Below are 13,539 nucleotides of genomic sequence, written 5' to 3' on the forward strand. Positions count from 1 at the left end.
ATCATATTTGAGTTACTTTATTCTAAAAACTAATATGTATAGCAATGAAAATTATTGAACGTTATACATTCCTTTGCTTTCCATATACTGAAATATAGCTTCTCCGTGCTTTTGTTCTTCCTTTTGAATATGATTTAATACGTCACGAACGCTAGTATCTCTAAATTCAAAAATTGAAGTATTGTAAGTTCCTGAAACATACTTTTCAGTCATTAGTAAATCTGTACACATATCTTTATCAGATAAATTAACTCCACCTGATTGTGAACTACTCATACTACTTGAAGCTTGGCTTCCCATACTTTGGCTTGAACTTTGTGAGCTTTGACTTCCCATTGATTGGCTTGAGCCTTGTTGGCTTTGTTGTTGGTTCATTTGAGGAACTGTTCCATTTAGTAATTGATTAATGCTATCAAGATGTGTTCTTTCTGATTGTGCATTTGACGTAAATATTTGCTTTAATTGGCTACATTGTGTTTGATTTGCATACTTTGTATACTTTTCTATACAAAGTTCTTCATGACTCTTTTGGTCTTCTAGTAACATTCTTTCTTTTTGTGATAAATTAATTTGCATAATATAACACCTCCGGATTTATCTGTTCAAATATTATTTTGGTCAAATATTATTATTTTATACCTTCAGTTTTTTAAATTGATCTCATCACAAAATAAAAAAGGCCACCTAAGTAGCCTTTCTTGTTATTTAATTATAACTGTATTTTCTCCCTTAGGAAGCATTATAGTATATGTTCCATTGATTTCCTTTATATTAGGCGTTATTATCTTTCTATTAACTTCTATTGATGTAGGCTTTTTATCTACATTTATAAAACATCTTCCAGCTGCATTATAGTCTATCTTAATTCCATTTAATTCAACTGTAGCATACTTTATGTCTGAATTAATGTCTGTTATACGAATCCCCTTATAGCTTGCATCTTTGATTTCTACCTTATGCTTTCCATATGGAACTATTACTGTATTGTCAGTATATACAGGATATTTCTTACCATCCATATAAACTTCCTTATTCTTCATATCTACATGCCAGATAAAGTTTTGTTTTGCATCAAACTCATATGTGTTTAGTGCAGTTTCTTTTCCTACAACATCATATGCATATGCATATGGTGCAAGTGTCATATCCTCTTCTTCAAGTGTTGCAAGTGCATACATTATAACCTTATCTGTGTACTTACTTGCATTATGAATCAATGAATAAACCTCTGTACCTCTTTGTTTCTTAGTTGGATAGTTTTGTCCGTATCTATCTATTATATTAATATCAATAAATAGCTTATCCCCTTTGTTCATAAGCTTTCTATAGTTTTCTCCTATAACACTGTATCTTTCAGGTCCAAGACTCCAAAGTGTAAATGGATCTTCAATCTCCAGTATAAATTTATATTTCTTTTGAAGGTTTACTATTTCCTTTGCATCAAGTCCAATATTCTCCCTCATTCTGTTATCAGCAATACTGTCAATCATAGTAACATTTGTTTCAAGGTATGGCCTATCTTTTTTCATTTCCTCAGATAGCTCTAACATCTCCCTATGTTGATTAGTTATTAAGCTAATTCTTTCCTTTATAAGATTTTCCTTGGCCTTTTTGTTACTCATCCAATAATTCTTTGAGGTTACCTTAAATGATTCCTTAGGGTCATATCCATATTTTTTCTTAAAGTCATTTCTAAATGCATCGTTCATAGGGGTAAATAAACTTGAATCCATAAACCCCTTACCTGGAGACTCATAGTATATTTCAGCTATATCTATACCATCAAAGTCAAATCTATTCATTATACCCTTAACATACTCCTTAACTGCATTAAAGCAATCTCTATTTTCTAAGGCCATAAGATATCTCCAGTCTAGATGCGCATCCTTACCATCTGCGGTTTTTTGTCTCCACTCAGGGTGTGCATTCCAGAAATCAACACTTACCATAGGAAGTTCAAACCAAGCAAAAACCTTTATTCCCCTTTTGTGTGATTCCTCTATTAATCCCTTATAATAGGCAATATTATCATCTGTCATAGAGGCCCATACCCCTACATTTATCTGATCATATCCCCATTCTTTAGCCTTATTAGCAACCTGTGCTGGAGTTTCAACTCCTAAATGATATCCAATATCTATATAAATAGCTCCATTATTTCTTGAATATACTGGTGCTAATTTGAATTCCTTACTAAATACATCAAGTAAAAATGGATAGTACTCATATCCTGACCCTTCACTTGGGGCTAGTTCACTTCCAGAGTAAATGACTCTACCTTTACCCATATTTCCTACTACCATTAAATCTGTACCGTCAATTGAATTAATAGCAAGCTTTTCAAATCCAGATGGTGCCTTAAATTGATATGAAGCCATTCCATCCTTAACTTCTATTTTCTGCTTCTCATGACCCTTCATTGTATATTTGCTAACTTTTTTATCGTACTTTATATCAATTCCAAGAGCCTCACTAAGCTTAGACTTACCTGTAATAATAGCATTTTGGCCCTTTTCTATATTCATTTTTATTTTATCTATTTCAGCATAAGATAAAGAATTTACTTCATCCTGTGGGAAAATAAATGTACCTTTATAGTCTAGATTACTTTCGTATTTACTAAAGTCCCCACTTAACACATCATATCCTACACTTGTAAATGCAGAGTATGTACCCTTATAGGACTTCAAGTTTTTAGTCAGAATAAATACACCTGTATTTAAAGGTCTTTTTTTCGTGTTACCTTCATATATTTCATTTTCTTTACTTAAAGATTTCTTGATACTACTAATGTTTCCTGATTCTAGATACCAGTACCCACCACCGATAACAATACATATCAATAATATAAGTAAAGAAAATATTAATCCTTTTCTTTTACCCTTCATACCTCTTCCCTCCTATATGTAAACTTAATTAACATTCTACCAAATATTTGTTAATAATTCTTTATAAATAAAATAAGCATAGAAATTCATAACTATTGTAACACAGTTTTGTAAATTTTTTATCATTCTTAGGAGCTATTTAAGAACATTTTGTAAATAAATCAATATTTTCTTGACAATTTTGTTTATTCATACAATTGATGTTATTTATATTTCCGAATTGCACTATTTAAAATTCCAATATAAGTATGAGTTTTTTCAATTTTTGAAATAACCTGTTAATTACCTAATCCATTGATATAACTAACTTTCCTCATTTCTAACCATATGTTTTTTCTATATTTAATAACCTTATAATTAATATTTTAAATAGCAAACCTTTTCGCATCAAAAAATATATTCAAATATATGCGATTTATTAAGAAAATGCTAGATTTATAGCGCAATTTGACCTTTTATAGCTTTTTAGGAATTAACCTATGTTTGACGTAATTTAGACACAGTAATAATATTATGGAGTGTATTTTAAATAACGAACATTTTAACTAACTTAAAAAATGTATGTCAGGAGATAGGAAAGGGGAAATTTTTAATTATGAAGTCGTTATTCAGAAAAAAAGACGTAGCGTCAATTCTTGAGAATAACAAAAAAGCATCATTAAATAGAACACTAGGTGCTTTTGATGTTACCCTAATGAGTATCGGTGCTGTTATCGGTACTGGTGTTATGGTTCTTACAGGACTTGTTGCTGCGAGAGATGCAGGACCTGCTGTTGTTTTATCATTTATAGCTTCTGCTATTGTTTGTATAATGGTTGCACTTTGTTATGCAGAGTTTGCATCATCAGTACCAACATCAGGTAGTGCATACTCTTATATTTATGTTTCCATGGGGGAACTTGTTGCTCATTTAGTTGGATGGTCACTAATCATTGCTTATACAGTAAGTACTGCAACTGTTGCAGGTGGATGGTCATCATATTTTAATACTTTATTACATGAATTTGGTATTATACTTCCAAAGAGTTTGATTACAATACCTAGTCAAGGTGGAATTGTAAATCTTCCAGCTATAATTATAGTACTATTTGTAACTTTCCTATTATATAGAGGAACTAAGGAAAGCAAGAAAGTTAATAACTTCATGGTTATAGTTAAACTTGCAGTTATTATATTATTCGTAGGGGTTGGAGCATTCCACATGGATACTACTAACCTTACACCTTTCATGCCATATGGTTGGAGTGGTGTATTTGCAGGTGCAGCTTCTGTATTCTTTGCATTTACAGGATTTGACGCTGTTTCAACATCAGCTGAAGAAGTTAAGAACCCACAAAAGAACCTACCAATTGGTATAATTACTTCACTTTTAGTTTGTACAGCTATATACGTTGTTGTTTGTCTAGTATTAACTTCTGTAGCTAACTACACTCAACTAAATGTTGCTGATGCTATGGCCTTTGCTCTACAAAGCGTAGGACAAGGATGGGCTGCTTCACTTCTATCAGTTGGTGCTGTTATCGGAATTACAGCTGTTATGCTTGCATATAGCTTCGGTGGTTCAAGAATACTTTATTCAATGAGCCGTGATGGACTACTTCCTAAGAAGTTCTCAGTACTAGGTGAAAAGAGTCATGCACCTTCTGCTGCAACAGTAGTTATCGGACTTGCTGCTGCTCTTATGGCTGGTGTGGTAGACCTTAAGCAACTAGCAGACCTTGCTAATATTACTCTTATAGCAGCATTCTTACTTGTAGCTATTTCAGTAATAATATTCAGAAGAACTCATCCAGAAGTTGAAAGAGGATTCAGAGCACCTTTCGTGCCAGCTCTTCCAATACTAACAGCTTGTTTCTGTTTATTCCTAATGTTTAACCTATCAAAGGAAACTTGGTTATACTTCGGAATATGGATTGCTCTTGGACTAATAATTTACTTCGCTTACTCACGTAAACATAGTACACTTAACCAAGATGAATCAAAGAATATAAGTGCTTAATAATAAGTCAATTATTGCCCTAAAGAAGATTTACTTCTTTAGGGCTTTATTTATTTTAAGTATTATTTTTATTTTCAGAGTTTTCTAACAAATATCTTGTTAATCTTTGTCACCCCATGTTATAATACAATCATTATCAGTTCTACAAAATGAAATATTAGAACTAAATCTTATATACTTAAGGGGGAATTCATATGACAGTTAAAAGAGTTCTTGTTCCAATAGACAAATCTGAAAAAACACTTAAATCAATTGAGCAGTTAAAACTTCTTTTCAGAAAGGAAGAGGTTCAAGTTGTTTTATTACATGTAATTGATGACTTTAACGTAGCAGCTGTAGACTATGTAAGTGCAGAGTTTATGGATGCAGTAACAACTTTAAGTAATTCATTACTTGATAGAGCTGAAGGTCTACTTCCAGGCTATACTGTTGAAAAGATTTCTATCCTTGGATCAGCTTCTAAGGAAATCTTTAATACCTCAAGCGAGAAGAATATAGACCTTATTATAATGACAAAAACAGGTTCAGGACTAGTTGATAAGTATATTCTTGGTTCTGTTACTTCTAAGATAGTTAAAAAAGCAGATATACCTGTAATGGTAATTCCATAGGATAATAAAATAATGCACATAATTAGATTATCTCTAGTTATGTGCATTTATAAATTTCATTTTAAAATATATTCTATATTACCTTTTAAAAACTGCAGTACACCACTCTTCTCCCTTTATACCTTTGGTTAATATAAATCCGAACTTCTCTACTATTTCTATAACCTTTTCAAAACTTCTTATAAAAAGTCCTGATACAATCAACTCTCCATCCTTATTAGTAACCTTATCTATAAACTCCATAAACATTTCAGTTTCTTCTCCACCTATATTTATGATTGTTAAGTCAAAGGTATCATCTATAAGTGTATTATCCTCTAAAACATTTCCTACAATAACATTTATATTACTAACTCCGTTAAGTGAGGCATTAAAATCCACTTCCTCTTTAATATCTCTAATATCAAGAGCTGTAATACTTTCTGCTCCTTTAATTCCTGCTGCAATTGAAAGTACACCTGAACCTGTTCCTATATCTATTACCTTTTTACCATTAAGATTCTTATCTAATATCCATCTTAAACAAACCTGTGTTGTTTCATGTTCACCTGTCCCAAATGCCCCTTGAGGAACAAAATTTATCCTTCTAAGATCTGTTTCATATGATGGATCACATAGAATCCAGCCATTACCTAAATCTATCCCTTCAAAGTTATATTCGAAGTTATTCTCTATTCTCTCTACATTTAGTTCATCATCAGTAAAGCCTAAAACTCTTTTTATGATTTCAGTTACTCTTAATAGCTCATCATCATCATCTTCTTCAATAACAACATTAACATCTATTTTTTCGTTATTACTAATTTCTTCATATTCATACCCATAATCTGTAGTAATAACCTCAAAGGGTGGAGTATAAAACACATTATAAATTTCTTCAATATTTAACTTTTCTATTCCTTCATCAACTTTACTTAAATCATATTTAAAACTTATTTTATACATAATTTAATCTACCTTTCTTTAAATTTTCTAATATTTAGATATACACTCTTTGTATACTTAATTCATGTTTAATCAATATATTATACCATAAGCCACTTTTAGTAACTCTATCTTTGTAATATAATGAATAATGATAGTATTTTACGTTATGGAGGGTATAAAATGTTTAGATCTATTCTTTGGTATTCTAATTTTGCATTAAGTTTAGTAGGTACTATTCCATCTATGCTAAAGGTAAAAAAATACGATAAAAATAATAAAACTGAAGATGATAAGAAAAAAAGAGAAGATTTTGTTTATGATTTTGTTACTAACTGGGCTAAAAATAGGCTTAAATCCGCTGGAGCAACTATTAAAGTATATGGTGAGGACAATATTCCTGAAGGTGAATCTGTTCTATTTATGAGCAATCATCAAAGTAACTTTGATATTCCATTACTTCTAGGATTTATAAATACACATAAAGGATTTGTTGCCAAGCTAGAACTTGGACAAATTCCGATTTTAAATAAGTGGATGGAGAATATCGACTGTGTATTTATGGATAGAAGTAGTATTAGAAAATCAGCTGAGGCTATAGCTGAAACTACTAAACTTCTTAAAAGGGGACGATCAATGGTAATATTCCCTGAAGGAACTAGAAGCTGCTGTAATACTATGGGGGAATTTAAAGCCGGGAGCTTTAAGCTAGCTACAAAGTCTAAGGTGAAAATTGTTCCTATTACTATTAATGGCTCATACAAATTAATGGAGGCTAATGGTAATAAAATAAAGCCTTCCGAGGTTGAAATGTACATACATACACCTATTGAAACAAAGGGCTTAACTAAGGAAGAAGAGGATATGCTTCCTGATAAAGTCAAAGCTATTATCGCTAGCAAATTAAATTAAACGCAATAATAAAAGCGAGGAAATTCAATTTTTTATTTCCTCGCCTCTCTTATTTTACTTTCTTTATTATCCCTTCATAAAGATACTCTAAACAGCTAATATCAATACTACTTTCCTCTGACTTTATTTTATCCATTCTTTCCTTGGCTTTATTAAGTGTATTTTTAGCTTCTCTATAATCTCTTTGCTTTACACATATTGATGCATATTCAAATAAATAGTCTATTTTTAATACTATTTCTGCAAGGTCTTCCCTTTCTGAATTAACAAGCTTAAGTAATAAATCATATATCTTAGGTGATGTTCTATCCTTTGAAGCTTTGAGAACCTCACTATTTCTTGCATTTTTTCTTCCCATCTTTTCACCTTCCTACTTATCTAAGTTATTACTTTCAATACTTAGTATATATTATTTTATCACCAGTATAAACAGAATTCTTGAATCATGTGTAGTTTTAATTCTTAGAGATTCTTATATAGGAGATAATCTACCCTATAAAAGTATCTTCTTATAGCAAAGTATAAAAATCTCTATAAATATCGAAATATATATAAAATTCATATCGCTATATTTCGCTAATTATAGAGATTTTTATAATTACTTTTCAAAATATTACCTATTTTTATATTTTACTGACTGCTATTTTATATTATAATATAAAATATTATGTAGAATTAAAACATTTACTTTAGGAGATTAAATCATGCTCAAAGGCTTTAAATCCAAGTATAAACTCATAGCTACTATTACACTTATATTATTACTAATAACTTCAGTTTTTATATATTATTATATAAGTCATTATCTGCCTATTCCCGTTAGTAAAGAAGAGGCATTAAAATATAAAGTTATTGATCACTTTCCACGTAGACCTGGAACACTATTAACATATATTACTGCAAAGGATTCCTTTGGTGTATCACATTTTACTAAACAGTTAATAAAGTCCTTTCCTAGTTCAAGTGAAAAAAACTCTAACCCAGTTGATATGTTAGCACTTTATAACTATGAAGGAAAAAAAGAAGGTGCTATTACATCATATAAAACATTTAAATTTCAAAACAACTCTATAGAGAATGTTACTACAAGCGACGATAGGGACGACTTTGGTTCTACTGAAAAATTTATACATAACACTCCAAAGTGGAAAAAAAGTAAAAATACTACTACTTATTTAACAGGCATAAACCTTACAGTTAATACTATTGGGGGTAATTTCGAAAATTGTATAGAGATTACTAGTGTAGAAACCTTAGATAATGGCTCTAAAGTATACACAACTATATACTCAGCACCTAATATTGGATTCATTATGAAAAAGTCAGGTCCTAATTTAAAGAAACAAAAAAAGGTGTTTGAACTTTATAGTTATAATATTCCGGATAAATCGCTAATATCTCCACAGGAATTAGGCCCTTTCTTAAATAAGGCTTTTAAGGCCTTGGCCCTACCTAAGGATTCAAGTACGTACCATAATAATATAATGGGAATTACATTAAGAATACCAGAACATTGGAATGGCAAATATGCTACCAATCGTACAGTATGGGCAGATAATATAGAGGAAACTATTAACTTCCATCTTAATATGGGAAATAAATCTCATCAAAGGATTTTTTCTATTCATATGCTTAAAAAGGGTTATGGAAAAAGTTACGTAGATAAAAACCCAAAATACGTATATATAGGGGAACATAATGGACATACCCTTGTATACTCTTTAGCTAAAAGCTTATCATCTGAAACTGCATTTACTACTAAGTTTAAAGAGCAAGTTGATAAAATGTTAAGTGATGTTCCAAACATTATAAAAGACATAAAATATGACTAGTTTATCTACAATTATTCATAAGCTTGTATTATAATATAAGTTTATGAATAATTAAAATATTTACTTTAGGAGATTAAGTTATGGTAAAGGTCTTTAAATCAAAACATAAATTAATGGCTGTTATCGCACTTGTACTACTTATATTAGTTACACTTTTCACTTACTGCTACAGAAGTAACTATGTACCGAATCCAGTTAGTAAAGATGAAGCTTCAAAGTTAAAAATAGGAGAACACTTTCTTGGCAGACCTGGAAGTGTACTAACATACATTCTTGCCCCTGACAAATATGGTGTATCTTATTTTACTAAACAACTAGTAAAACCATTTCCAGGGTCTGAAGAAAAAGATTCAAAAACAAAGAATATGGTATATGTTTATAACTATGAAGGAAGAAAAGAGGGCTCTTTAGAATCCTATAAATCCGTTAAAATTTCAAAAAACTTAACAGAAAATATAACCAAAACAGGAGGAGATGTAGATCTTTCATCTGACCTTAGATATATATACAACCTTCCTAAATGGAAAATATCTAAACACTCAACTGCATATTTAACAGGTGTAAATCTTACTATTAGCACTCCTGCAGGCAAGTTTAATGATTGTATTGAAATAACAGTTGAAACTGAGCTTGATAATTCCTCTAAGCTATATGAGACAATATATTCTGCTAAAGGGATTGGATTTATTATGAAAACCTCTGGCCCTACATTAAAAAAACAAAAAAAGGTATATGAATTATATAAATATAACATACCTGCTAAAAGACTTAGTTCTAAAGCAGAACTTGAAAACTTTACAAGTAAAGTTTTAAAATACCCTCAAGAAGCTATTGAATCACCTACATATCACAATGAGATTATGGGAATTACATTATCACTTCCTGAACATTGGGTAGGTAAATGTGGCATTGATAGTGCAACTTGGTCTGATAATATTAAGGATTCTGTTACTTTCAACCTAAAGGCAGGGAATAAATCCTATCAAAGGATTTTTTCTATTCACATGCTGAAAAAAGGGTATGATAAGAATTATGTAGATAAGAACCGAAACTATGTATATATCGGGGAGTATAATGGACATACTCTTGTATATTCTTTAGCTAAAAACCTTTCATCTGAGGTTGAACTTACCAGCGAAATTAAAAATGAATTTGATAAAATGATGAGAGATGTTCCAAATATAATATCCAATATAAAGTATGAATAATATATTTTCAATTTACTTATAACAAAAGCCAAGGTCATAAATTCTGACCTTGGCTTTTTAAGCACTTTTATATTTTTCATAGTTACTCTTAAGCTTTAATACTTCTTCTCTAGAAGGATATGGATTTCCACTGTCAAGCAGTGCATTAAGTGTATTAACAGCATCATTATATCTTCCTGAATTCGCCTCTGCATTTGCTAAATGATAAAGGTAAATAGGATTTGCCCCTTGATTATCTATTAGATCTAGATAATAATTTACTATTCCTTTAAAGTATCCCCTATATGCATCTTTGTATATTTCAAGTTTGCCGTTTTTAAGCCTATAAACATTTATATTATATGCATCTAGCTTATCATGATTCCATAATGCAAATTCATATATTCCATCTCGAACACCCTTAACTTCCATATCCTCTACTTCAAGTTTATTATAATAAACGTCTTGATTTAATATGTTTACAACTTTGTTCTGTAAAAACTTATATATTGAAAGTTTTGACCTGTCCTTAGTAAGCTTCCATCCTATCACTAAATTATTCACTGAAGGAGTTTCAGCTGCAACTGCAAGCATATCACTTAGTCCTATCCCCTCTCCTTTAATTGTATCAACTATTGTCCACCCTTTACTTGTATATTTTAAAATAGCCACATATATATTATTACCTAGTTTATATCCTACACATATTTCTACAACCCCGTCTTTATCTAAATCCGCTACAATAATTGCTGGTGTACTATAATAATCTTCAATTTTTAAAATTTTAGCTCCACTAGGAAGTATCTTTTGTAGGTTATCAATTATCTCTAGTTGGTTTTCCATCTTTTCTCCTTTAAAATACTAACTACAAAAATATATATGCAACATTGCAAAAATATATTTCATTTATAAAGTTATTTTACATTTAGCCTTTAACTCTTACCAATACTATGAGAATAGGTTCTTTAGAAATTTGATAAACAATTTAAAAGTTGTATAATTATTAGTGGACCTAAATTCCCTATGCTTTAAGATGTCTGTTTATATAAAATTACAGTTTAAGGAGGTCTCAATGAAAAGTTTTTCATTTAACATTAAAAAAAATGATTTTATAAATGGATTAAAAAAATCACTTCCAATTTCCCTTGGATACTTTCCCGTTAGTTTCACCTTTGGAGTTATGGCAAGTAACCTTGGTCTTAGTCCTTTAATTGCAACATTTATATCATTAACAAACTATACTTCAGCTGGACAATTTGCAGGTACTAATCTTATAGTTACAGGAGCATCTTTTATAGAAATAGGAGTAACTGTTTTTTTAATTAATCTTAGGTATATGCTAATGAGTTTCTCACTTTCACAAAAGATTGTAAAAGTGCCTATAGTAAAGAAACTTACTATGGCATTTACTATTACAGATGAAACATATGCCCTAATGGCATTAGAGGATAAAAAGGTCTCATTTAATCATGCTATGGGTATAATGATAGGTCCCTTTATAGCTTGGTTCATAGGAACACTATGTGGAGCTATCTCATCTAGCTTCTTATCAAGTAGTATGCAAGATGCTATGGGAATAGCTTTATATGCTATGTTCCTTGCAATAATTATACCTCCAGCAAGAAAATTCAGAGCCATACTTGTAATTATATTAATTGCCGCTACTATTAGCTGCTTATTTTTTTACCTACCTATTTTAAATAAGGTTTCCACTGGATTTGTTATTATTATTGCTACGGTAATATCATGTGCTATAGGAGCAAAATTCTTACCAATGGAGGAATACATAAATGGATAGAATTATTATTTCAGTATTAATTATGGCATTTGTATCATACTTGCCTAGAGTTATTCCGCTACTTTTCATGAAAAAAGATATTGAATCAAAATTTCTTCAATCCTTTTTATTTTATATGCCATATGCTGTACTAGGAGCAATGTGCTTTCCTTCCATAATATATTCAACTGGTAATGTGACAATCGCAGTCATCGGAACATTTGCTGCATTAGTACTAGCATTCTTAAATCAAGGACTACTAAAAACCTCAATATTTACAGTTGTCTTTGTTTATATATGTGGACTTTTTATTTAATTATAAACAGAATACCTGAATGAAACATACTTTTAAATGCAAGTTAGATATGCATAAAAGAGAGGTTAGTATAAATTACACTATACTAACCTCTCTTTTAAAAATCATTTAATCTATTAAGATTAAAATATTCCTTAACAGAGTTATATCCTAAAGAGTATAAATGGTCTTTAAACTCATTCAACTTATAAAACTCTGTGGATTTTATTAATTGATCATTTTCAATGGATATAATCTTAAGCTTGTCCTTGTCTCGAACATAAACAATTCTATTATCGTTAAGTGGTGTATTCAAAACATCTATAGCATAAGAAAATATATCATGCCTACCCTGTGATGTATAACTTGGCTTTTCATCTATTTTAATAGCATATGTTAAATTTCTTTCTTCATTTTCTACATCAAATACCCAAATAGGAAAATTGCTCAAAAGTCCTCCATCTACTATAAAGCTTAAACTATCCCCATCACCTAAAATAGTAGGTGTAAAAAACAGGGGAATTGCACAACTCATACTAACAGCCTTGGCTATCTTAAAGTTATCTGGATTGATTCCATAGCGTGGAAGATCATCTGGCATAATAACAAGCCTTCTATTTGTAACATCAGCAGCTATAACTATAAGACTCTTTTTTCCTTTACTCTCTACATCCTTAAATGTACTTATACCCTTTCTCTTTAAAAGTTCCTCTACAAATTTTTCTATAATTATATTATTAAATACACCTTTTTGTAGGAATATATTAAGTGCCCTATATGGTGGTATCTTATTCCCGAGTCCAGTGGACTTTAAAAATCTATTAAATTCTTCTCCAAAAAATATATTTTCCATTTCACTTGGAGTATACCCAGCTATAATAAGAGAGGCCATGAGAGATCCTATAGATGTGCCTGCACATCTTTTAACTTTAATATCTTCTTCTAACAATGCCTTATAAGCTCCTATATAAGTAACTCCTAGAACTCCTCCGCCTTCAAGAACTAGGTTAACTTTCATTTTATCACCTTAACATTTTTATATAATAATTTATATGATAAGTTAAAGTGATTAATTCTTTATTACTAGCTATATAGTTATGGTTTTTGTAGAATC

13 protein-coding genes are annotated in these 13,539 nt (G+C 30.4%); 7 read left to right on the forward strand and 6 right to left on the reverse strand.

Annotated features, from left to right (window positions below):
• Positions 1–51: 51 nt before the first annotated feature.
• Together CLCY_RS06305 and CLCY_RS06310 are read right to left on the reverse strand one after the other, a co-directional pair.
• Positions 52–576 (reverse strand): spore coat protein, encoded by a 525-nt coding sequence (locus CLCY_RS06305; protein ID WP_048570273.1) that lies wholly within the window; start codon positions 574–576, stop codon positions 52–54.
• A gap of 125 nt (positions 577–701) precedes the next feature.
• Positions 702–2,888: an alpha-amylase family protein gene (locus CLCY_RS06310; RefSeq protein WP_048570274.1), complete on the reverse strand. Its 2,187-nt coding sequence runs from the start codon at positions 2,886–2,888 to the stop codon at positions 702–704.
• 595 nt (positions 2,889–3,483) lie between these two features.
• Here CLCY_RS06310 and CLCY_RS06315 point away from each other — a divergent pair.
• Positions 3,484–4,887 (forward strand): amino acid permease, encoded by a 1,404-nt coding sequence (locus CLCY_RS06315; protein ID WP_048570275.1) that lies wholly within the window; start codon positions 3,484–3,486, stop codon positions 4,885–4,887.
• A 194-nt stretch (positions 4,888–5,081) separates the two neighbouring features.
• Positions 5,082–5,498, forward strand: coding sequence for a universal stress protein (locus tag CLCY_RS06320; protein WP_048570276.1), 417 nt, complete (start codon positions 5,082–5,084; stop codon positions 5,496–5,498).
• Between the two features lie 78 nt (positions 5,499–5,576).
• Here the strand turns inward: CLCY_RS06320 and CLCY_RS06325 are convergent, their stop codons facing one another.
• Entirely contained in the window at positions 5,577–6,443 is an 867-nt protein-coding gene (locus CLCY_RS06325; protein WP_048570277.1) for a 50S ribosomal protein L11 methyltransferase, read from the reverse strand.
• A gap of 162 nt (positions 6,444–6,605) precedes the next feature.
• Here CLCY_RS06325 and CLCY_RS06330 point away from each other — a divergent pair, with 162 nt between their 5' ends.
• On the forward strand, positions 6,606–7,334 hold the full coding sequence (locus tag CLCY_RS06330; protein ID WP_048570278.1) for a lysophospholipid acyltransferase family protein: 729 nt from the start codon (positions 6,606–6,608) through the stop codon (positions 7,332–7,334).
• A gap of 49 nt (positions 7,335–7,383) precedes the next feature.
• Here CLCY_RS06330 and CLCY_RS06335 read toward each other — a convergent pair whose 3' ends face one another.
• Positions 7,384–7,692, reverse strand: coding sequence for a hypothetical protein (locus CLCY_RS06335; protein ID WP_048570279.1), 309 nt, complete (start codon positions 7,690–7,692; stop codon positions 7,384–7,386).
• Positions 7,693–8,038: 346 nt separating this feature from the next.
• Here CLCY_RS06335 and CLCY_RS06340 point away from each other — a divergent pair, with 346 nt between their 5' ends.
• On the forward strand, positions 8,039–9,166 hold the full coding sequence (locus tag CLCY_RS06340; RefSeq protein WP_048570280.1) for a hypothetical protein: 1,128 nt from the start codon (positions 8,039–8,041) through the stop codon (positions 9,164–9,166).
• 80 nt (positions 9,167–9,246) lie between these two features.
• Complete coding sequence (locus tag CLCY_RS06345; RefSeq protein ID WP_048570281.1) at positions 9,247–10,374, forward strand: hypothetical protein; 1,128 nt, start codon at positions 9,247–9,249, stop codon at positions 10,372–10,374.
• A 57-nt stretch (positions 10,375–10,431) separates the two neighbouring features.
• On the opposite strand, the gene CLCY_RS06350 is transcribed toward CLCY_RS06345, so the two are convergent.
• On the reverse strand, positions 10,432–11,196 hold the full coding sequence (locus CLCY_RS06350) for a hypothetical protein (RefSeq protein WP_048570282.1): 765 nt from the start codon (positions 11,194–11,196) through the stop codon (positions 10,432–10,434).
• A 229-nt stretch (positions 11,197–11,425) separates the two neighbouring features.
• On the opposite strand from CLCY_RS06350, the gene CLCY_RS06355 reads away from it, so the two are divergent.
• Together CLCY_RS06355 and CLCY_RS06360 are read left to right on the forward strand one after the other, a co-directional pair.
• Positions 11,426–12,151 carry an AzlC family ABC transporter permease gene (locus CLCY_RS06355; RefSeq protein WP_048570283.1) on the forward strand — a complete coding sequence of 242 codons (726 nt, stop codon included), beginning with the start codon at positions 11,426–11,428 and terminating at the stop codon, positions 12,149–12,151.
• Positions 12,144–12,446, forward strand: a complete 303-nt coding sequence (locus tag CLCY_RS06360) for an AzlD domain-containing protein (protein WP_048570284.1) — start codon at positions 12,144–12,146, stop codon at positions 12,444–12,446. Before CLCY_RS06355 ends, CLCY_RS06360 begins: the two co-directional genes overlap by 8 nt.
• A gap of 97 nt (positions 12,447–12,543) precedes the next feature.
• Here the strand turns inward: CLCY_RS06360 and CLCY_RS06365 are convergent, their stop codons facing one another.
• Positions 12,544–13,443 carry a patatin-like phospholipase family protein gene (locus CLCY_RS06365; protein ID WP_048570285.1) on the reverse strand — a complete coding sequence of 300 codons (900 nt, stop codon included), beginning with the start codon at positions 13,441–13,443 and terminating at the stop codon, positions 12,544–12,546.
• Positions 13,444–13,539 lie beyond the last annotated feature (96 nt).

It is taken from the genome of Clostridium cylindrosporum DSM 605 (genome assembly GCF_001047375.1).
In the GTDB taxonomy this organism is placed as follows: Bacteria; Bacillota; Clostridia; order Clostridiales; family Caloramatoraceae; genus Clostridium_AB; species Clostridium_AB cylindrosporum.